Raw genomic sequence first — 20,538 nt, forward strand, 5'->3', positions numbered from 1 at the left:
CGAACCTGTGTGACGCGTGAGTTGAACGGACACTGAAGGCGAAGCGGAGCGGATCGGACCCATGGGAAGAGCGGAAGAGAGACGGGCGCGGCAGGGCGGGGGCCGCCGCCGCGCTGCCCCGAAGCGCTCCGCCGAGGGCAGCGGTATACGCCGGTTCTTCACCTGGAAGAAGGTCCTGGGCTCGTTCTTCGGCCTCTGCCTGCTCGGTATGGCCGCCTTCGTCGTGATGTATCTGGTCATCGACGTGCCCAAGGGCAGCGCGGCCGCGGCGGCGGCGCAGCAACAGAGCAACGTCTACCAGTACAGCGACGGCACGATCATGGCCCGCACGGGCGAGGTCAATCGAGAGATCGTGGACCTCGCCGAGGTCCCCAAGGCCGTCCAGCGGACCTTCGTCGCGGCCGAGAACAAGTCCTTCTACAAGGACGCCGGCGTCGACTTCAAGGGCACGGCCCGCGGTCTGCTCAACACCCTTTCCGGCAAAGGCAAGCAGGGTGGTTCGACGATCACCCAGCAGTACGTCAAGAACTACTACCTCAACCAGGACCAGACCGTCACACGCAAGTTCAAGGAACTGGTCATCTCGCTGAAGGTGGACCGCACGACGTCCAAGGACGACATCCTCGCGGGCTACATCAACACCAGCTACTACGGACGCGGCGCGTACGGCATCCAGGCCGCGGCCCAGGCGTACTACCGCGTCGACGCCAGCAAACTGACGGTGGAACAGGGCGCTTATCTCGCCGCGGTGTTGCAGGCCCCGAGCCAGTACGACTGGGCGGAGGCTACGGACACGGGCAAGGAACTCGTCCAGCAGCGCTGGGAGTACGTCCTGAACAACATGGTCGAGGAGAACTGGCTCGACTCCGCCAAGCGCGACGACATGAAGTTCCCCGTCCCCAAGGAGCCGAAGGGCGCGCCGGGCCTGGAGGGGCAGAACGGCTATCTGTGGGACGCTGCCAACAGGGCGCTGCAGAAGCAGCTCATCGCCCAGGGCACGGCCACCGACGCGGACGAGGCCAAGGCGATGGTCGACGCGGGCGGCTGGACCATCACGCTGAACATCGACAAGAAGAAGCAGGCGCAGCTCGAGAAGGCCGTCAAGACGCAGCTCACCAGCAAGCTTGACGCCAAGAAGCGCAAGGTCGACGCCAATGTGCAGGCCGGAGCCGTCTCCGTCGACCCGAAGACGGGCAGGGTCGTCGCGCTGTACGGAGGCATCGATTACCTCAAGCACTTCACGAACAACGCGACCCGCCGCGACTACCAGCCCGCCTCCACCTTCAAGCCCGTGATCCTCGCCGCAGCCGTGGAGGAGGAGGCCGAGACGCAGGACGGCATTCCGATCACGGCGGACACCATCTACGACGGCACCAGCAAACGCCCCGTCAGGGACAACGGCAAGAAGGTCGGGTTCTCACCGCCGAACGAGGACGACGTCGACTACGGCGACGTCACCGTGCAGACGGCGATGAACAAGTCCATCAACTCCGTCTTCGCGCAGATGGGCGTCGACGTCGGCATGGACCAGGTCATGAAGACCGCGGGCGATCTCGGCATGGACACCGAGGGCCTGCAGGCCGTGCCCGCGCAGACCCTCGGCTCGATGGGCGCGAGCCCGATGGAGATGGCCGGGGCGTACGCGACCCTCGCCAACCACGGCAAGAAGGTCACCCCCGCCCTGATCAAGGCGGTCGAACACAAGGACCGTACGGTCGAGATCCCGGAGGCGATCGGCGACGAGGTCATCAGCCGCGAGGCCGCTGACACGGTCACCTCGGTACTCACTGGCGTGGTCGACGACGGTACGGCCCGGACCTCGGTGCGCGACAACCCGGCCCGCGACGGCCAGCAGGTCGCGGGCAAGACGGGTACGTCCGACAACAACAAGTCGGCCTGGTTCACCGGCTACACACCGAACCTGGTCACCTCGGTCGGCATGTTCGGCGAGGATGCGAAGACCCGCGCCCAGGTCTCGCTGCAGGGCGCCACCGGCCTCCTGCCGGGCAAGGGCCGGGTCGCCGGTGGTAGTTACCCCGCTCAGATCTGGGCGGCGTACACCTTCAACGCCATGGGCGACGTCAGCAAGTTCGACCTGGACACCGAGCAGGGCTCGGGCGTCCAGCCGACGTTCACCCCGCCGCCGACACAGGAGCCGACGGAGGAGCCGACGACGCAGGAGCCCACGAGGGAGCCCCCGACCCGGGAGGAGCCGACGAGGGAGGAGCCCACGGAGGAGCCGACGACGGAGGAGCCGACAGAGGAGCCGACGACGGAGGAGCCCACGGAGGAGCCGACGACGGACCCGATCGAGCCACCAGAGGGTGGGAACGGCGGCGGCGACGGCGACGCGGATACGGGCCCGGTGGACCCGCAGCAGTGAGACAGAAGCCCGCGCCCCTCGAGGGGCGCGGGCTTCTGCTTATCCTCGGTTCAGCTCGAACCAGACGACCTTGCCGGTACTGAGCCGGGTCGCGCCCCACCGCCTGGCCAGCTTGTTCACCAGGTACAGCCCGCGTCCGCCCTCGTCCGTGGCGCGCGCCTGGCGCAGTCGCGGGAGCTGGGGCACGTCGTCGCCGACCTCGCAGCGCAGTACGTCCGTACGCAGCAGGCGCAGCGAGACGGGCCGTGAGGCGTAGCGCACGGCGTTGGTGACGACCTCGCTGACGAGCAGTTCCACGGAGTCGCTCATGTCCTCCATGTCCCAGCGGGACAGCGCGCGCCGGGCGAGGCGCCTGGCCTTGCCCGGCGCTGTCTCCTCGGGGTCCAGATGCCAGACCGCGACATCGCTGGGCGCGATGCCGTCGAAGCGGGCGGCGAGCAGCGCGATGTCGTCGTCCCGGTCGCCCGGGCCGAGCATGTCGAGCACCTCGTCGCACAGCGCCTCAAGGGGCGGCGAATGGTCCGCACCGGTCAACTGGGCGGTGGCGGCGAGCTTTTCCCGCAGCTGCTCAATTCCGGTCCACACGTCGCGCAGCCGGGACTCGACCAGACCGTCGGTGTAGAGCAGCAGTGTGGCCCCGGCGGGTGCGTCCAGCTCGACCGCCTCGAAGTCCACACCTCCTACGCCGATGGGCGCGCCCGGCGGCACCCGCAGCACCTCGGCCCGGCCGCCCAAGTGCAGCAGGACCGGCGGGGGATGGCCGGCGTTGGCGATGGTGATCCGGTGTGCGACCGGGTCGTAGACGGCGTACAGGCAGGTCGCCATGCGGTCGGTGCCCAGGCGCTGGGCCTGCTCGTCGAGGTGGTGCAGTACCTCCTGCGGCGGCAGGTCGAGCCCGGCGAGGGTCTGCGCGGTCGTGCGCAGCTGGCCCATGATGGCCGCCGACGTCATGGAGTGCCCCATCACGTCACCGACGACCAGGGCGACCCGGCTGCCGGGCAGCGGAATCGCGTCGTACCAGTCGCCGCCGACCCGGGCGGTCTCGGCCGCCGGGAGGTAGCGCGAGGCGAGCCGCACGCCCGTCGGGCGCGGCAGCGTCTCGGGCAGCATCGTGCGCTGCAACTCGTCGGCGATGTACGCCTCGCGGCCGTACAGCACCGCCTTGTCGATGCCGAGCGCGCTGTGCGTGGCGAGCTGGGCCGCGACGAGGAGATCGTCGGCCTCGAAGGCCGGCCGGTCCGGGCGGCGCAGGAAGAGCGCGGCGCCGATCACGCGCCTGCGACCGCGCAGCGGGGCGAGGATCGCGCGCTGGCCGCCCGGAACGGTCAGCTCCTCGCCGATCAGCTCGGGCAGCGCGGCGCGGGCGGCGGGCGAGTCCGCGAAGACGGGCCGTACGCCGCGCAGCACCTCGGCGAGGGCGCCACCGGGCCGTACCGTGCACAGCTCGGAGGTCGCCCCGAGGTCGGGCTCGCTCTGCAGCGCGGGCAGCAGGAAGCCCTCGGTGTCCCGGTCCTCCGGGATCCGGTCCGTACGCCGCAGCCGCAGTACGACGGGCCCGGCGGGCCGCTCGTCGCCGACCGGCAGCGGATCGCGCAGGTAGACGAGGATCGCGTCCGAGTAGGTCGGCACGGTGGCCCGGCACAGGCCCATCACGATCTCGTCGAGGTCTATGCCGCGGGCGATCCGCCGGGTGGCGGCCCCCACGAAACGCAGCCGGTCGCCGTCACGCCGCATGGGCATGGGCGTACCGGGCGCCGGGCCCTGCCCCTTACGGCGGTCCGGGACGGCGGGCGCCTGCGCACCCGGCTGCGCCGGAATGGACTCCGGCACCGGGCGCGGCCGGTGCGGATCGGGTTCGGTGGCCGACGGCTGGGAGTGCTCGGGGCCCGCGGGCGCGGGCGTCCCGGCCGGGCCGTGACCGTCGGAGGGAGCGGGCGTGCCGTGACTGCCCGCGGGCGTACCGGTGGCGGCACAGCGGGCTTCGGAGGGAGCGGGGGAGCCCAGGGGGCCCTGCGCCGGTATGGCCGCGGAACCCTGGGCCGGCAGCTCCGGGGTACGCAGCAGCGCCCCGCGGGGGTCCGCGGGGGCGGTGGGCCCGGCAGCTCCTGGCTGGTGGCCCTCGTGGGAGTTGGGGTGCTCCGTCACGCGTGTCGAATCCATCCGTCCGGGGCTGCGTGCCATGCGTGCGGTTCGTCCCGCAGGAATGCCGATACCCGGATTACGTGTCCCAGGAACGGAATTCCCGCGTGCTCAGACAGCCTCTCAGGGCCGGGCCCGGCCGGCGACGCCGACAGGGACAGCCCGTCCGGCCGTTTCCCAGCCGTACGACCGTACCTCTCGTACCCCTCGCTCACGTCCTGCCGCCCCTCGGTGCCGTTTGGTCAAGCCCAGCGCATGCCGCAGGAGTTGTCGCTGCTGTGCAGCTGTTGCGGAGGACGATCCTACGGTTGTACCACGGGGGCGCAACAAGGGTCTCATGTGGACACGTGGGTGGGCGTACGGTCCCAGTCATCGGGCAATGACGGCACAGACCAGGCCGGATCCGGGCGCCAGTGCTGCCAGCCGTCCGAGAACGGCGGGCCCCAGGCGCGGATCACCTCCACCGCGGACCGCCCCGCCTCCCGTACATCTTCGGCCAGTTGAGCACCCATCAGACCGTCCCGCTGCGCCTGCGCGAACTCGTCCTCGTCGCGCCAGCCCCAACTCCGGTCCGGATACACGCAGATGTCCAGGAAGTGGTCCTCGGAGTCGACCCCACCGGCCCACCTGGCCAGTGGTTCCTCCAAGTTGACGTACCAGTTCTTGAACCGCCAGCCCGGCTCCCAGAACAGCCACACCGACCACGGCTCACCGGGCCGCGCCAGCTTCAGCACACCCGTGCCGAACCAGCGGTCGCGCTGTACGGTCCGCGGCCTGGTGTAGCGCGACTCCAGCGGCTCCACATGGACGGGCGTACCGTCGGCGATCACCGGCTTCACGCACTGGGTGCCGGGCGCCATCCATACGGCGAGCAGCTCGGCGTCGTCCCGTACGACGGTCACGGGACGGCAGATGTGGACGCGCGCGCCGCCGTTCTCCCGGTACCGCCACAGGATCTGACTCCCGGGGGTCCAGAACGCCGCCGTTCCGCCCGTCTGCACGTCTGCCACCGCTCCGCCCTCTGTCATGGCCAGATATTAGGTGCCCAGGACATACGACGCTGCGGCGCGCGTCACGGTTCGCGCGCCGCGCGTCAGGACGTTACGGGCGCGTCATCCCCAGGACATCCAGCGCCTCGTCCAGCTGTTCGAGGGTGAGATCGCCGCGGTCGACGTACCCGGACTCCAGGACGACCTGGCGGATCGTCTTGCGCTCGGAGAGGGACTTTTTGGCCACCTTCGCGGCCTCCTCGTAGCCGATGTACTTGTTGAGCGGCGTCACCACGGACGGCGACGACTCGGCGTACTCACGGGCCCGTTCGCGGTTCGCGGTGATCCCGTCCACGGTCCGGTCGGCGAGCAGCCGGGAGACGTTCGCGAGGAGGCGTACGGACTCCAGGACGTTCTTCGCGATGACCGGAAGCATCACGTTGAGCTCGAAGTTGCCGGCCGCGCCCGCCGTGGCGACGGTGGCGTCGTTTCCGGTCACCTGCGCGGCGACCATCAGCACCGCCTCGGGAATGACCGGATTCACCTTGCCCGGCATGATCGACGAGCCCGGCTGGAGGTCGGGCAGAGCGATCTCGGCGAGTCCGGTACGCGGCCCGGAGGCCATCCACCGCAGATCGTTCGCGATCTTGGTCAGCCCGACCGCGATCGTTCGCAGCTGCCCGCTCGTCTCGACGATCCCGTCCCGCGCCCCCTGCGCCTCGAAGTGGTTGCGCGCCTCGGTGAGCGGCAGCCCCGTCGTCCGCGACACCTCGGCGATCACGGCGGCGGAGAACCCGGGCGGGGTGTTGATGCCGGTGCCGACGGCCGTTCCGCCCAGGGGCAGTTCGGCGAGCCGCGGCAGCGAGGCGCTGAGCCGCTCGATCCCGTACCGGACCTGGGCCGCGTACCCGCCGAACTCCTGGCCAAGGGTGACCGGGGTGGCGTCCATGAGATGGGTCCGCCCCGACTTCACGACGTCCGCGAACTCCTCGGCCTTCCGCTCCAGAGACGCCGCCAGGTGCTCCAGGGCGGGGACGAGATCGCGGGTGACGGCGGCGGTGGCCGCGATGTGGATGGAGGAGGGGAAGACGTCGTTCGACGACTGCGAGGCGTTCACATGGTCATTGGGGTGTACGTCCCTGCCGAGCCGTTCGCTTGCGAGGGTGGCGACTACCTCGTTGGTGTTCATGTTGGACGACGTGCCGGATCCGGTCTGGAACACGTCCACAGGGAAGTGCTCGTCCCACTTCCCGTCCGCGACCTCGCCGGCCGCATCCTGGATGGCTTCCGCGACGTCCTTGTCGAGCACGCCCAGCTCGGCGTTCACTTTGGCGGCGGCTGCCTTGATCCGGGCGAGGGCTTCGATGTGCGCGCGCTCGATGTGCTGGCCGGAGATGGGGAAGTTCTCCACGGCGCGCTGGGTCTGGGCTCGCCACTTGGCGTCCGCGGGGACGCGGACTTCGCCCATGGAGTCGTGCTCGATGCGGTAGTCGGTCATGGGGGGTATAGCGTCCCCGCCGCCCTTACCCATTCCCGTCTCCTGGGGCTCTGCCCCGGACCCCGCCAGGGGGGCTGCGCCCCCTGGACCCCCGCTATCGGCCTGGCGGCCTCGTCCTCAAGCTCCCCCAGCTACCGCTGGGAGGTGCCCCCAGACGGGCTGAAAATCAGCCCGTCCGGCGCTTGAGGACCCGGGGGTCCGGGGGCTGGCCCCCGAAACGGGGTCCGGGGCAGAGCCCCGGGATGGGACGGGTAGGGGCGGCGGGGGCGAAATCACCTAGCCCAGCCCAGGCCCCCGCACCGGAATCGACGTGAACGTAGGAGCTGGCGCCGGGTCTTGGAAGAAGTCGTTGCCCTTGTCGTCGACCACGATGAATGCCGGGAAGTCCTCGACCTCGATCTTCCAGACGGCCTCCATGCCGAGCTCCTCGTACTCGACGACCTCGACCTTCTTGATGCAGTCCTGGGCGAGGCGGGCGGCGGGGCCGCCGATGGAGCCGAGGTAGAAGCCCCCGTGGGCGTCACACGCGTTGGTGACCTGCTGCGAACGGTTCCCCTTCGCCAGCATCACCTTGGAGCCGCCCGCCGCCTGGAACTGCTCGACGTAGGAGTCCATGCGGCCGGCGGTGGTCGGGCCGAAGGAGCCGGAGGCGTAGCCCTCGGGGGTCTTCGCCGGGCCCGCGTAGTACACCGGGTGGTCCTTCAGGTACTGCGGCATCTCCTCGCCCGCGTCCAGCCGCTCCTTGATCTTGGCGTGCGCGATGTCCCGGGCCACGACGAGCGGGCCGGTGAGCGAAAGCCGGGTCTTCACCGGGTACTTGGTGAGTTCGGTGAGGATGTCGGCCATCGGCTGATTGAGGTCGATGCGCACCACATCGCCGTCAGACTCCAGGTGCTCGTCCGTCGTCTCCGGCAGGAACCGCGCCGGGTCCGTCTCCAGTTGCTCAAGGAAGACGCCCTCCGCCGTGATCTTCGCAGTCGCCTGACGGTCGGCCGAACAGGAGACGGCTATCGCCACCGGGCAGGACGCGCCGTGCCGGGGGAGGCGGACCACGCGTACGTCATGGCAGAAGTACTTGCCGCCGAACTGCGCCCCGATCCCGATCCGCTGCGTCAGCTCGAAGACCTTCTGCTCCAGCTCCTTGTCCCGGAAGCCATGGCCGAGCGGCGAGCCCTCCGCCGGAATCTCGTCCAGGTAGTGCGCGGAGGCGTACTTCGCGGTCTTCAGGGCGTACTCGGCGGACGTACCGCCGACGACGATGGCGAGGTGGTACGGCGGACAGGCGGCCGTACCCAGTGAACGGATCTTCTCCTCCAGGAACTTCATCATGGAGGCCTCGTTCAGGACGGCCTTCGTCTCCTGGTACAGGAACGACTTGTTGGCCGAGCCGCCGCCCTTCGCCATGAACAGGAACTTGTAGGCGCCGCCGTCCGTCGCGTACAGCTCGATCTGGGCCGGGAGGTTGGAGCCGGTGTTCTTCTCCTCCCACATGGTGAGCGGGGCCATCTGGGAGTAGCGCAGGTTCAGCTTGGTGTACGCGTCGTAGATGCCACGGGACAGCGCCTTCTCGTCCTCACCTTCGGTGAGGACGTTCTGTCCGCGCTTGCCCATCACGATCGCCGTACCGGTGTCCTGGCACATGGGCAGCACGCCCGCGGCGGCGATGTTCGCGTTCTTCAGGAGGTCCAGCGCCACGAACTTGTCGTTCGACGACGCCTCCGGGTCGTCGATGATGCGGCGCAGCTGTGCGAGGTGCGCCGGACGCAGGTAGTGCTGGATGTCATGGATCGCCTCTTCGGCGAGCTTGCGCAGCGCCTGAGGTTCGACCTTGAGGAATGTGCGCCCGTCGGCCTCGAAGGTGGAGACACCTTCCGAGGTCACCAGCCGGTACGGGGTGGTGTCCTCTCCCTGGGGGAGCAGATCGGTGTAGACGAACTCAGGCATGTCGCCCATTCCTCACTAGTCAAAGGCAGCGGCTGGCCTCCGTTGGCAGCGCCCACCAGCGTAGGACGCGGTCGATGGGCGGGGCTGGTGAGGTAAGGCTCAGTTGGAGTGCCGGACTGACCTTCGGTGGTTTTCCGGACGGTTTTCCACAGGAGGCCACAGGGGGTAGTCGCGATCTATCGCGTTTGGGTACGCTGCTGTCGTGGACCTTCAAAAGAGCCCCGCCCCGAGTGACCGGCAGCCCCCGGCACCGACCGAGCTGCGCGCCTCCGACGCCGACCGCGACCGCACCGCCGACATCCTGCGCGAGGCCCTCGCCGAGGGTCGCCTCACCGCGGAGGAGCACGCCGAGCGGGTCGAGGAGGTCTTCCGCGCCAAGACCGTCGGCGAACTCGAGCCGCTCGTCCGCGACCTCCCGGGTGAGCACCGCAGGAGCGCGACGCGGGCGTACCAGCCGCCGCCCAACCATCCCACCCCGGGCGCGGTACCCCCGGTCGCCGAGGAGAACGTGGTGGCGGTCCTGAGCTCCGCGACCCGCAGGGGCCGTTGGCGAATAGGCCGCCGCACGCATGCGTACGCCATCTTCGGCAGCGTCGAGATAGACCTCAGCGAGGCGATCTTCGAGCACCGGCAGGTCGTCATCAAGGCCGTCTCGGTCTTCGGCAGCGTGGAGATCCGCGTCCCGGAGAACGTCTCGCTGCGGGGCAACGGCGGCGGTGTGCTCGGCAGTTTCGAGGTGCGCACCCTGGATTCGGGTGAGCAGGACGCACCCGTGGTCTATGTGGACGGACTGGCCCTATTGGGAAGCATTGAGGCAAAACCCAAGCGCGGCAAGGTGGTTGAGGACCTTCTCGACCGGCTCGGCGACCGGGTGAACGACAAGTTGCGCAAACACCTGGGCCATTGACGGTCGCGAATCCGGCGGCGATTCAACGGCGCTTTGACGGCAGTTCGGCGGCAAGCGGAGCGAACTGATCCGCTCGCACCCGCTCGGACCTGCGAAGAACTCCCGTGCTTCGGAACTCAGTGCATAGGCGCGCGCACAGCGGGTAGGCCTTGTCGCATCGTCGCTCGCTCGCGAAGCCGTCGTCAGGAGTAGACCGTGCTGCATCCGCCGCATCAGTCCCTGCAGGTCGCTGCCGTTCCGCCCCAGGGGGTTCCGGTGCGTGAGAGGGACCAGGACGCCCCGTGGCATACGGAGGCCGTGTGCCGCCGCGACGAGGCCGGGCTGTTCTTCGCACCCTCAAAAGAGCCCACAGCGGCCCGGCTGTCCCGCGAGGACGCGGCGAAGCGGGTCTGCGCACGCTGCCCGGTGATGGTCCAGTGCCGCGAACACGCGCTGGTGCAACCCGAGCCGTACGGAGTGTGGGGCGGCCTCACCGCCGCCGAGCGCCGCGTGGTCCTGGCCCGACGCCGCCGCCGCGACCTCGAACTGAAGAAGGCGGCTCGCTCCACGGCGGGACAGATAGCGGCGGCCGGATAGCCGGCATGTGAACGGGGCGCCCCTCTGCACAAGGGGCGCCCCGTTCACATACGTACGCCGTTCACGTACGTACGACTGCTGCTTCTGACCTCTACTTCGCCTTGTCGAAGTCAATGGTGCTGTACGCGCGCAGTTTGCTCAGCCGGTGCTCGGAGGTGATCTGGCGGACCGTGCCTGACTTGGAGCGCATGACGATCGAGTCGGTTGTCGCGGTCTCGGCGCGGTAGCGCACGCCGCGCAGCAGCTCGCCGTCGGTGATGCCGGTCGCGACGAAGAAGACGTTCTCCCCGGAGACCAGGTCGTCGGTGGACAGGACGCGGTCGAGATCGTGGCCCGCGTCGACGGCCCGCTGCCTCTCCTCGTCGTCCTTCGGCCAGAGCTTGCCCTGGATGGTGCCACCCAGGCACTTGACCGCACAGGCCGAGATGATGCCCTCCGGCGTACCACCGATGCCCAGCAGCAGATCGATGCCGGTGCCCTCGCGCAGCGCCAGGATCGACCCCGCGACATCGCCGTCGGAGATCAGCTTGATACGCGCGCCGGTCTCCCGGATCTCCTTGATGATGCCCTCGTGCCGCGGCCGGTCGAGGATGACGACCGTGACGTCCTCGGGCGTGGACCGCTTGGCCTTGGCGACCCGGCGGATGTTCACGGACACCGGGGCGTTGATGTCGACGAAGTCGGCGGCCTCGGGGCCGGTGACCAGCTTGTCCATGTAGAAGACGGCGGACGGGTCGAACATGGTGCCGCGGTCGGCGGCGGCCAGCACGGCGATCGCGTTCGTCATGCCCTTCGCGGTCAGCGTGGTGCCGTCGATCGGGTCGACGGCGATGTCGCACTCGGGGCCGGTCCCGTCGCCGACGCGCTCCCCGTTGAACAGCATCGGGGCCTCGTCCTTCTCGCCCTCCCCGATGACGACGACGCCGTTCATCGAGACGGTGGAGACGAGGGTGCGCATGGCGCGTACGGCGGCTCCGTCGGCGCCGTTCTTGTCACCGCGGCCGACCCAACGGCCCGCGGCCATCGCGGCGGCTTCGGTGACCCGGACGAGTTCCAGGGCGAGGTTGCGGTCGGGGGCCTCGGACGGGACCTCGAGCTCGGACGGCAGGTGGTGATGGTTCTCGGTCATCGGAGCGCACCTTTCTGGTACGAGACAAAGACTGCGCCCGTAGGGCGACCCTGGAAGGGCGGTGGCGGGAGACGGGTGGGCGGCCGTGAGGGTTCGGCCCGACTCTATCGTCAGTTCGACAAAATGAGCAGGGAACCCCACGGATGAGCGGGCCGGTACACCTGCGACGATGAGGGTGTGGCAGGTATGAAAGGCAAGCAGACGGTCCGGGACATGGTGCTCTCCCTGGGCCTGATCGGAATCGTCGCGGGAGTCATCTACGTCTTCATTCCCCATGACGACTCCGAGCCCCCTCTCAAGCAGGTGGATTACCGCGTGGAGCTCCTCACGGCACGCCGCGCGGCCACCTATCCGGTGGCGGCCCCCGAGGGCCTGTCCAAGGAGTGGAAGGCGACGTCGGTGCGGTTCGAGGGCGACAACTTCGACGCCTGGCACCTCGGCTTCCACGATCCCGACGGTGCGTACGTGGCGGTCGAGCAGTCCACTCAGAAGTCCTCGACGTTCATCGACGAGGCCGGCCAGGGCGCCGAGGAGACGGACGTCACCGAGCGCATCGGCGAGCGGACCTGGACGCGGTACGAGGGCCCGAAGTACGACGCCCTCGTCCTGCGGGAGGAGGGCTCCACAACGGTGGTGACGGGCACGGCGTCGTTCGGGCAGCTGACGAAGATGGCCGAGGCCCTGAAGATGTCCTGAGGGGGCGAAGGTGTCCTGAGGCGTTGAAGACGTCCTGAAGGCTTACTCGGAGTCGTCGGCCGCATCGTCGGCCGAGGGCTCCGCCTCCTCCTCGGCCAGCGCCGCGTCCAGCCGCTTGCGCGCCCCGTCCAGCCAGCGGCGGCACACCTTGGCGAGTTCCTCGCCGCGCTCCCAGAGGGCCAGGGACTCCTCGAGGGTCGTGCCGCCCGCCTCCAGGCGGCGTACGACCTCGATCAGCTCGTCCCGCGCCTGCTCGTACCCGAGCGCCTCGTCCACTTTGCTGGTCATGCGCCCACCCTATGCATCCACTCGAACTGTGCTGTGCTCTCCCGGGGGCAACCCCGGCCGGACCGGGGGCGGGCCCACGCTGTTCAGTCGGCCCGGATCACCGTGAACTCACCCTCGGCGACCCGCGCCCGCAGCGGCTCCTCGGCCGTCACCTCGTCCGGGGCGCGGACCACGTGGCCGTCGGCCTTCTGCAGGACCGCATAGCCGCGCCGGAGGGTCGCGGCGGGGGAGAGGCCCACCACGCGCGCGTGCGTGTGCGACAGCTCGGAATCGGCACGGTCGAGGAGATGCCCGAGGCAGCGCCGGGCGCGGTCGAGCAGCGCGTCGATGTGGTCCGCACGCTCCTCGATCATGCGGTGCGGATCCTCTATCGAGGGCCGGGCCAGCGCGTGCGCAAGGCCGCGCTCCTCCCGCTCGATGAGGGACAGGACGCTGCGCCGCGCCCGGTCCCGCAGGAACTGGACCCGCTCGTACTCCTCGCCCACGTCCGGCACGACCTTCTTGGCCGCGTCGGTGGGCGTGGATGCGCGCAGGTCGGCCGCGTAGTCGAGCAGCGGGTTGTCCGGCTCGTGCCCGATCGCCGAGACCACGGGCGTACGGCAGGACACGACCGCCCGTACGAGCTGCTCGTCCGAGAACGGCAGCAGGTCCTCCACACTGCCGCCGCCGCGCGCCACGATGATCACGTCCACGTCGTCGAGCGCGTCCAGCTCCTTGACGGCCTGGATGACCTGGGGCACCGCGTGCACGCCCTGTACGGCGACGTTGCGCACCTCGAAGCGGACGGCGGGCCAGCGGTGCCGGGCGTTCTCGAGCACGTCCCGCTCGGCGGCGGAGGCCCGCCCACAGACGAGGCCGATGAGCTGGGGAAGAAAGGGCAGCGCCTTCTTGCGCTCGGGCGCGAACAGGCCCTCGCCGGCGAGGGTCTTCTTCAACTGCTCCAGGCGAGCGAGCAGTTCACCCACGCCCACCGGCTTTATCTCGGCGGCCCGGAGGGAGAGCTGGCCTCTCGGCGCGTACCACTCCGGCTTCGCGTGGATCACCACGCGCGCGCCCTCGCTCACCACGTCGGCCACCGCGTCGAACACCTGCCGGTAGCAGGTGACGCTCACGGAGATGTCGTACGACGGATCGCGCAGCGTCATGAAGACGACGCCCGCGCCCGGCCGCCGCGACAGCTGGGTGATCTGCCCCTCGACCCACACGGCACCGAGCCGGTCGATCCACCCCCCGATGAGCCGCGACACCTCACCGACGGGCAGCGGGGCGTCCGCGGACGTGTTCACAGCCATGCGCCAGAGAGTAACGGCCGGGACCGACAGCCTCCGGTGGTAGGGCGGGGCGCCTGTGGTTCGTTGGGGGTCGGGGCCGCGACGGGGGTGTCCGTCCTCGGACCGGCGCGCGAGCTGTCGGCTGGTAGAGGTTGCCCGTGTTGGCGCGCCGGCCGCTGCGGGCGGACACCCCCGCCCCGTCCCCTTCCCGCCGTGGGCGGCCGCGGGTCCATGGGGGTGCGCGTTCACGCCCCGGGGGTGGGGACTACGACCTTCGGTGCGCCCCCGGCTGTCCACAGTGGCGATCTTCGGGCTGCCGGACGCGGCCTTACGATGGTTGGCATGACTGCTTCGACTGGCCGCCGTGTCCTGCTTGCCGCCCCCCGGGGCTACTGCGCGGGTGTGGACCGCGCCGTGATCGCCGTCGAGAAGGCCCTGGAGCAGTACGGGGCCCCGATCTATGTCCGCCACGAGATCGTCCACAACAAGTACGTCGTGCAGACCCTGGAAAAGAAGGGTGCGATTTTCGTCGAGCAGACGGCGGAGGTCCCCGAGGGGTCGATCGTCATGTTCTCGGCGCACGGCGTCGCGCCCGTCGTCCACGACGAGGCCGCCCAGGGCAAGCTCGCCACCATCGACGCGACCTGCCCGCTGGTCACCAAGGTCCACAAGGAAGCCGTCCGGTTCGCCCAGGACGACTTCGACATCCTCCTGATCGGTCACGAGGGCCACGAGGAGGTCATCGGTACGTCCGGTGAGGCGCCCGACCACATCACGCTCGTCGACGGCCCCGAGGATGTCGCGGGCGTCGAGGTCCGCGACCCCTCCAAGGTCGTCTGGCTCTCCCAGACCACCCTCTCCGTGGACGAGACCATGGAGACGGTCGACGCCCTCAAGGAGAAGTTCCCGCAGCTCATCGCCCCGCCCAGCGACGACATCTGCTACGCCACGCAGAACCGTCAGCTCGCCGTGAAGCAGATGGGCGCCGAGGCCGACCTGGTCATCGTGGTCGGCTCGCGCAACTCCTCGAACTCCAAGCGGCTCGTGGAGGTCGCCAAGCTCGCGGGCGCGCGTGAGGCGTACCTCGTGGACTTCGCGGACGAGATCGAGGAGGCCTGGCTGGAGGGTGTCACGACGGTCGGTGTGACGTCGGGCGCGTCCGTGCCGGAGGTGCTGGTGGAGCAGGTCCTGGAGTTCCTCTCCACCCGCGGCTTCGAGGACGTCGAGATCGTCAAGGCCGCCGAGGAGTCCATCACCTTCTCGCTCCCCAAGGAACTGCGCCGCGACCTGCGCGCGGAGGCGGCGGCACTGGTGGCGGAGCGCACGGCCGAAAAGTAGCCGGAAGGCAAGGCCGAGAAGTGACTGTCAGCCGTACGTCGTAACGTGGGGCCCATGCAGATCTTCGGCGTGGACATCGGTGGATCAGGGATCAAGGGCGCTCCCGTGGACCTGGACCGGGGCGACCTGGCGCACGAGCGCCACAAGGTGCTCACCCCGCACCCCTCGACCCCCGACGCGGTGGCCGACGGCGTGAAGGAGGTCGTCGGCCACTTCGGCTGGACGGGCCCGGTCGGGGTGACGTTCCCGGGTGTGGTCACCGGCGGCTCCACCATCCGTACGGCCGCCAATGTGGACAAGAGCTGGATAGACGTCGATGCGCGCGCCCTGCTCAGCGAGCGCCTCGGCGGGCTCCCGGTGACGATCCTGAACGACGCGGACGCGGCGGGCGTGGCCGAGACGCGCTTCGGCGCGGGGCGCGACCGTCAGGGCACGGTCATCGTCCTCACGTTCGGTACGGGGATAGGCAGCGCGCTCTTCATCGACGGCGTCCTCGTGCCGAACACGGAGCTGGGCCACCTCGAACTGCACGGCCACGACGCCGAGAAGCACGCCTCCACCAAGGTCAAGGACGACCACGAGCTGAGCTGGGAGCACTGGGCCCGGCGCGTCCAGAAGTATCTCGCGCATGTGGAGATGCTCTTCTCGCCCGAGCTCTTCATCGTCGGGGGCGGGGTCAGCCGCAAGTCCCACAAGTTCCTGCCGCTGATCGAGGGCATCAAGGCGGAGATCGTCCCGGCGCAGCTGCAGAACAACGCGGGGATCGTGGGGGCGGCGATGCGGGCGGCGAAGGCGGGGTAGCGGCGGGGGCCCCTCCGTCTCGTACGACGGCTCGTACGACTGTGGAGTGTCTCGTACGAATGTGGGGGCGGCCGGGCTGATAGGAGACGGGTCGCGTCGGGTCGGTCTCAGACCGCGCGGCGTCGCGGCTGGGCCTGCGTCTTGGCCCGGGCCGGGAGCCTCTGCTGCGCCGGAGGCCTCGGGAACTGGGCCGTCGCCCGGCGCTGTGCCGCCCGCCGGTTCATGAGGCGTACCTTGCGGACGGTCACGATGAGGCCGGCGATCAGCGTGCCGCCGTACAGCCAGACCGCATGCATCGCGAGGGCGGTGAACAGCCCCATCAGCCCGTCCCAGAACCCTCCGTCGCTGTCGGCGATGGGCAGCAGTCCGAAGGCGAACGCGATGGGTACGGCGATCGGCGCGGTGGCGAGGTCCGCCCGGCGCACCCAGATCGCGGTCAGCGCGCAGACCGGCAGGAACAGCACTCCGTAGACGACGAGGGACGCCCCGAACAGCAGCCGGTCGAGACAGGCGAGCGCGAACATCGACGCGAGGCAGAACAGACCGCTGCCGAGCCCGGTGAGCCGCGGGTTCGGCATCCTGCGTGCTGCCCGCACCAGTGGGGACACGGGCAGCGGGCTCCGGGGAACACCGGGCCGGCCCTGCTGGGGCGTACAGGCTCCGCCGCGCGCCGCCTGCGGCGGAACGGGCGCGCCGCTGCGCGGTCGCGACGGAGGCCGGGGCTGGGGCCTGGGCTGAGAGGGACGCGTCCTGTGTTGCTCCACCGGTCCAACTTAGGTCGGTTTATGTGTGGAATGGCTTCCCGGACACGCGCTTTGATCGACCTTGGCCAAGCGTTCGATACGTCGCCGGTCCGGGGCGCCGCACGCCGTAGACTGGTGGATCGGTCCGCCCGGGTCTCCACCAACCTCATGTACGGGAAGTCGCAACGTGTCGCTCACGATCGGAATCGTCGGTCTGCCGAATGTCGGCAAGTCGACCCTGTTCAACGCCCTGACCAAGAACGACGTGCTGGCGGCCAACTACCCGTTCGCCACGATCGAGCCGAACGTCGGCGTGGTCGGCGTCCCCGACGCCCGGCTGGCCAGGCTGGCCGAGATCTTCGGTTCGCAGAAGATCCTCCCCGCCACCGTCGACTTCGTCGACATCGCGGGCATCGTGCGCGGCGCGAGCGAGGGCGAGGGGCTGGGCAACAAGTTCCTGGCCAACATCCGTGAGTCCGACGCGATCTGCCAGGTCATCCGCGCCTTCAAGGACGAGGACGTCGTACACGTCGACGGCAGGATCTCGCCGAAGGACGACATCGAGACGATCAACACCGAGCTGATCCTCGCGGACCTGCAGACCATCGAGAAGGTCCTGCCGCGCCTCCAGAAGGAGTCGCGGATCAAGAAGGACGTCGGGCCGAAGGTGGCCGCGGTCGAGGCGGCCAAGGAGATCCTGGACGCCGGACAGACCCTGTTCGCCGCGGGCATCAGGCAGGACTCGGACCAGGAGGCACTCCTCCACGACCTGCACCTGCTCACCGTCAAGCCGTTCCTGTACGTCTTCAATGTCGACGAGGACGAACTGACCGACGAGGCCTTCAAGGCCGAGCAGCGCGCCCTGGTCGCCCCCGGCGAGGCGATCTTCCTGAACGCCAAGCTGGAGGCGGACCTCGCCGAACTCGACGAGGAGGAAGCCCTGGAGCTCCTCCAGTCGGTCGGCGTCGAGGAGGCCGGTCTCGCCAGGCTCGCCCACGTCGGCTTCACCACCCTCGGCCTGCAGACGTATCTGACGGCCGGCCCCAAGGAATCCCGCGCCTGGACCATCAAGAAGGGCGCCACCGCCCCCGAGGCCGCCGGTGTCATCCACACCGACTTCCAGAAGGGCTTCATCAAGGCCGAGGTCATCTCCTTCGCCGACCTCGTCGAGACCGGCTCGGTCGCCGAGGCCCGCGCCAAGGGCAAGGCCCGCATGGAGGGCAAGGACTACGTGATGCAGGACGGCGACGTGGTGGAGTTCCGCTTCAACGTGTAGCGGCTGCCATATCGCCATGTCGCTGATATGGTAAACATGCAGGTCAGAGAGGGTCCGACTCTTCGGAGTCGGGCCCTTTGTTTTTTCTCGTGCTGGGATGGTGCTGGGATAGCTGACCCCTCGTCACCTGTCATCATCCCCTGGTCATCCGTACCGTGCTGGGATGTTACGGGGACGCCGGTGCTGGGTCGCGCACTGTCCAGTGCCTGGCAGCAGGGAGTGCACGGACCAGCACCCTTCCCTTGGCGATGCTTGGCGGAGGACGCGATCAGCCTGTCACCCGGGAGGGCTGGAACAGGTTGTAGTTCAACTACAGGACGCACTCGGCGAGAGCGTCCAAGCCGCCCGGTCCGGTCTCTGACCCTGCCGCAGGCGTCGGAGTTTGCGCGCCATGGCTTTCGCAGCGGCGGCGCGCCTCGACCGGTGCCCCGGTGGACGTATCGCAACGGGCATGTGGGCAACCGCGATTGCCTTCCCTGGCCTCTGTTACGGTGCCCTGTGATCGACGATCACAGGGGGGCGGATGGGGGCGGTCAATCGGTCGAAGGCTGAGCGGCAGCGTCAAGCGCAGATCCTGCGCTTTTGGCGCGCCGTGGAGTACTTCAGCCCGCCGAAGGTCGATCCGGTAAATCCGCGTAAGAACCTCTTCGCTGTGGGGCCGAATCGCCCACTGCCCTGGGAACCCGACTCCGTGATCAGCCGGACTCAGTCCCGGCCGAGCCTCGCGTGGCAGCACACGGTTTACGCCGGGATCTTCGCGGTCGACAAGGTGCGTGACGTCTTGCTACAGGCGTTCCGTGCTTCGGAGTTGGAACGGGACTTCGATGGCCGGATCGGCGGGGACAGCGCCGTGCTGTGCTTCACCGTGAACCAAGACGGGCTGCTGATCAAGGACAGTGTCACCTTGTCTTCGTGCGCCTGGGCAGTCGGGCAGACCCTGGAACCCGGGCCGCACAGCGGCCAGTGGCTGACCGGCTTCGACGAGCACAGCACGTTTCTGCTGCAGCGGCTGCTGGACCTTGGCGATGGGAGGATCGAAGTCGATCGCCAGCCCGTGGTCGGCCCTGCGTCGCCGCAGCTGGGGCTTGGCCCGGTCGCGGGGCTGATGTCCCGCCTCGTCGTCAGCGCGGCGAAGGGCGGGCTGGGAGCGGCGGCCGGTGCGGTGGGTGCCGGGCTGGGTCCCGTGGCGGGGGCGGTGGCCGCGAAGGTGATCGAGCAGGTCGGCGGTGACTTGATCGATTCCGCTGCTGCCCGGCGCACCGACCACACCCCGGGCGACAGCGCAGTATCCGGCCAAGGTCTGGGCAGCGGTGAAGTGGAGGAAGCGGAGCAGCACGAGGCGGAGCCGGAGGGACCTCCGCCCGAGGTGGGCACAAAGGTCCTGGATGTGTTTGACCTGGCGGCCATCACCCGGTGGGTGGCCGAGCAGCTCGGCGTCGCCGAGGCCCTCACACCCAACGCGATCCGTATCAAGAGCTATCAGGTTGCGGCCCGGCATGCGGATGAGGCGGGCGGTGATGTCTTCCTCAACAGCTTCTACGCCGACGATCTGGAACGGGTCGCCGGTGTCCTTGAGGCCGGCCAGGCCGGCACCGCCCTGCTGGATTACCTGCGGGCTGAGGCGGATCTGGATGCGATGAACCGCTTTGACGTGCGACGCCTGCCCGAGATCGTGCTGGAGAGCGTGCAGCCGTCGAGCATGCCCTTGGGCCGATGGCTGGCGGATGCCGACAAACCGCTGGTGCTCAGCCAGCAGTTTGCGGTCAACCGCATCCTGGCGAGTCTCGGGCAGGATGATGGCCGCGGCCTTTACGCGGTCAACGGACCACCCGGAACCGGCAAGACGACCATGCTGCGCGACCTGATCGCGGCCCTGGTGGTCCAGCGGGCCGAACGGTTGGCGGCCCTGGAGCGGCCGGAGGACGCCTTCGCCCGAAAGCCGCGCACCTGGCGCACGGAGGAGACCGCCGGCAAGACCTACCCGCGCACCATCCATCCCTTGATCCCCGAACTCACCGGCTTCGAGATCGTGATCGCTTCGTCCAACAACGGAGCGGTGGAGAACGTCACCCTGGAAGTTCCCGGAGCACGCGCAATCGGCGGCGCATGGCAAGGACGCGCCGACTACCTTGCTGGCCCAGCCAGCCTGGCACTGGAGGAAGATGCCTGGGGTGCGATCGCCGCGCGCCTGGGACGGCGCAGCAATCGCTCAGACTTCGTCCAGCGCTTCTGGTGGGGCGAGCAGCCCAAGGGCGACAGCCGGCCAAGGCCGGAAGCGAGCGAGGACCGCCCGCTCCTGGGCCTCCACAAGATTCTGCAGATGCAGGGCAATCACCCTTCTGCCTCCTCACAGAACGCCCAGAGCACGAGCCCTGATGCCGACGCGGCGCCGCCGTTGGGGCAAGAGAGCTGGGCGCAGGCGGTCCAGCGCTTCACCCAGGCCCGCAGCCGCGTGCGCGCGCTGGCCGCAGAGCGGCAGGAGATCGCGGATCTGCTCACTCGGCTCGCCGGCCCCGATGCCCTCCTGGATGAGCTGGTGGCCCGGGAGTCCGGAGCCCGT

General features: G+C 69.3%; 16 protein-coding genes. 8 read left to right on the forward strand and 8 right to left on the reverse strand.

The window, feature by feature from the left end; genetic code table 11:
- The first annotated feature begins 61 nt into the window (after window positions 1-61).
- Window positions 62-2,383, forward strand: a complete 2,322-nt coding sequence (locus ACYVO6_RS30085) for a transglycosylase domain-containing protein (RefSeq protein ID WP_461066633.1) — start codon at window positions 62-64, stop codon at window positions 2,381-2,383.
- A gap of 39 nt (window positions 2,384-2,422) precedes the next feature.
- On the opposite strand, the gene ACYVO6_RS30090 is transcribed toward ACYVO6_RS30085, so the two are convergent.
- The 4 genes from ACYVO6_RS30090 to ACYVO6_RS30105 form a co-directional block, all read right to left on the reverse strand.
- Window positions 2,423-4,543, reverse strand: coding sequence for a SpoIIE family protein phosphatase (locus ACYVO6_RS30090; RefSeq protein WP_461066635.1), 2,121 nt, complete (start codon window positions 4,541-4,543; stop codon window positions 2,423-2,425).
- 314 nt (window positions 4,544-4,857) lie between these two features.
- Window positions 4,858-5,550 (reverse strand): cytidylyl-2-hydroxypropylphosphonate hydrolase, encoded by a 693-nt coding sequence (gene fomD / locus ACYVO6_RS30095; protein ID WP_461066637.1) that lies wholly within the window; start codon window positions 5,548-5,550, stop codon window positions 4,858-4,860.
- Between the two features lie 73 nt (window positions 5,551-5,623).
- Complete coding sequence (locus ACYVO6_RS30100; protein WP_461066639.1) at window positions 5,624-7,009, reverse strand: class II fumarate hydratase; 1,386 nt, start codon at window positions 7,007-7,009, stop codon at window positions 5,624-5,626.
- A 276-nt stretch (window positions 7,010-7,285) separates the two neighbouring features.
- A complete protein-coding gene (locus tag ACYVO6_RS30105; RefSeq protein ID WP_461066641.1) occupies window positions 7,286-8,962 on the reverse strand; it encodes a fumarate hydratase in 1,677 nt (558 codons plus the stop codon).
- A 193-nt stretch (window positions 8,963-9,155) separates the two neighbouring features.
- Between ACYVO6_RS30105 and ACYVO6_RS30110 the strand changes: the two genes are divergently transcribed.
- Complete coding sequence (locus ACYVO6_RS30110) at window positions 9,156-9,860, forward strand: DUF1707 SHOCT-like domain-containing protein (RefSeq protein ID WP_461066643.1); 705 nt, start codon at window positions 9,156-9,158, stop codon at window positions 9,858-9,860.
- 195 nt (window positions 9,861-10,055) lie between these two features.
- A complete protein-coding gene (locus ACYVO6_RS30115; RefSeq protein ID WP_033323564.1) occupies window positions 10,056-10,436 on the forward strand; it encodes a WhiB family transcriptional regulator in 381 nt (126 codons plus the stop codon).
- 91 nt (window positions 10,437-10,527) lie between these two features.
- Here ACYVO6_RS30115 and glpX read toward each other — a convergent pair whose 3' ends face one another.
- The gene (gene glpX / locus ACYVO6_RS30120) at window positions 10,528-11,565 is read right to left on the reverse strand and encodes a class II fructose-bisphosphatase (RefSeq protein ID WP_461066645.1); all 1,038 of its coding nucleotides are present in this window, start codon (window positions 11,563-11,565) and stop codon (window positions 10,528-10,530) included.
- A 177-nt stretch (window positions 11,566-11,742) separates the two neighbouring features.
- Between glpX and ACYVO6_RS30125 the strand changes: the two genes are divergently transcribed.
- Window positions 11,743-12,261, forward strand: a complete 519-nt coding sequence (locus ACYVO6_RS30125) for a DUF4245 domain-containing protein (RefSeq protein ID WP_461066647.1) — start codon at window positions 11,743-11,745, stop codon at window positions 12,259-12,261.
- A gap of 42 nt (window positions 12,262-12,303) precedes the next feature.
- Here ACYVO6_RS30125 and ACYVO6_RS30130 read toward each other — a convergent pair whose 3' ends face one another.
- Window positions 12,304-12,549 carry an exodeoxyribonuclease VII small subunit gene (locus ACYVO6_RS30130; RefSeq protein ID WP_461066649.1) on the reverse strand — a complete coding sequence of 82 codons (246 nt, stop codon included), beginning with the start codon at window positions 12,547-12,549 and terminating at the stop codon, window positions 12,304-12,306.
- Between the two features lie 83 nt (window positions 12,550-12,632).
- Window positions 12,633-13,841 carry an exodeoxyribonuclease VII large subunit gene (xseA, locus tag ACYVO6_RS30135; RefSeq protein WP_461066651.1) on the reverse strand — a complete coding sequence of 403 codons (1,209 nt, stop codon included), beginning with the start codon at window positions 13,839-13,841 and terminating at the stop codon, window positions 12,633-12,635.
- Window positions 13,842-14,153: 312 nt separating this feature from the next.
- On the opposite strand from xseA, the gene ACYVO6_RS30140 reads away from it, so the two are divergent.
- Both ACYVO6_RS30140 and ppgK read left to right on the forward strand, forming a co-directional pair.
- Window positions 14,154-15,158 carry a 4-hydroxy-3-methylbut-2-enyl diphosphate reductase gene (locus ACYVO6_RS30140; protein WP_461066653.1) on the forward strand — a complete coding sequence of 335 codons (1,005 nt, stop codon included), beginning with the start codon at window positions 14,154-14,156 and terminating at the stop codon, window positions 15,156-15,158.
- Between the two features lie 54 nt (window positions 15,159-15,212).
- Complete coding sequence (ppgK, locus tag ACYVO6_RS30145; RefSeq protein WP_461066655.1) at window positions 15,213-15,959, forward strand: polyphosphate--glucose phosphotransferase; 747 nt, start codon at window positions 15,213-15,215, stop codon at window positions 15,957-15,959.
- A gap of 107 nt (window positions 15,960-16,066) precedes the next feature.
- Here ppgK and ACYVO6_RS30150 read toward each other — a convergent pair whose 3' ends face one another.
- On the reverse strand, window positions 16,067-16,567 hold the full coding sequence (locus tag ACYVO6_RS30150) for a DUF6542 domain-containing protein (protein WP_461066657.1): 501 nt from the start codon (window positions 16,565-16,567) through the stop codon (window positions 16,067-16,069).
- A 322-nt stretch (window positions 16,568-16,889) separates the two neighbouring features.
- Between ACYVO6_RS30150 and ychF the strand changes: the two genes are divergently transcribed.
- Together ychF and ACYVO6_RS30160 are read left to right on the forward strand one after the other, a co-directional pair.
- On the forward strand, window positions 16,890-17,978 hold the full coding sequence (gene ychF / locus ACYVO6_RS30155; protein ID WP_461066659.1) for a redox-regulated ATPase YchF: 1,089 nt from the start codon (window positions 16,890-16,892) through the stop codon (window positions 17,976-17,978).
- Between the two features lie 523 nt (window positions 17,979-18,501).
- Window positions 18,502-20,538 (forward strand): hypothetical protein (locus ACYVO6_RS30160; protein WP_461066661.1); only part of this gene is annotated, 2,037 nt, incomplete at its 3' end.

Source organism: Streptomyces pseudoechinosporeus (assembly GCF_054783935.1).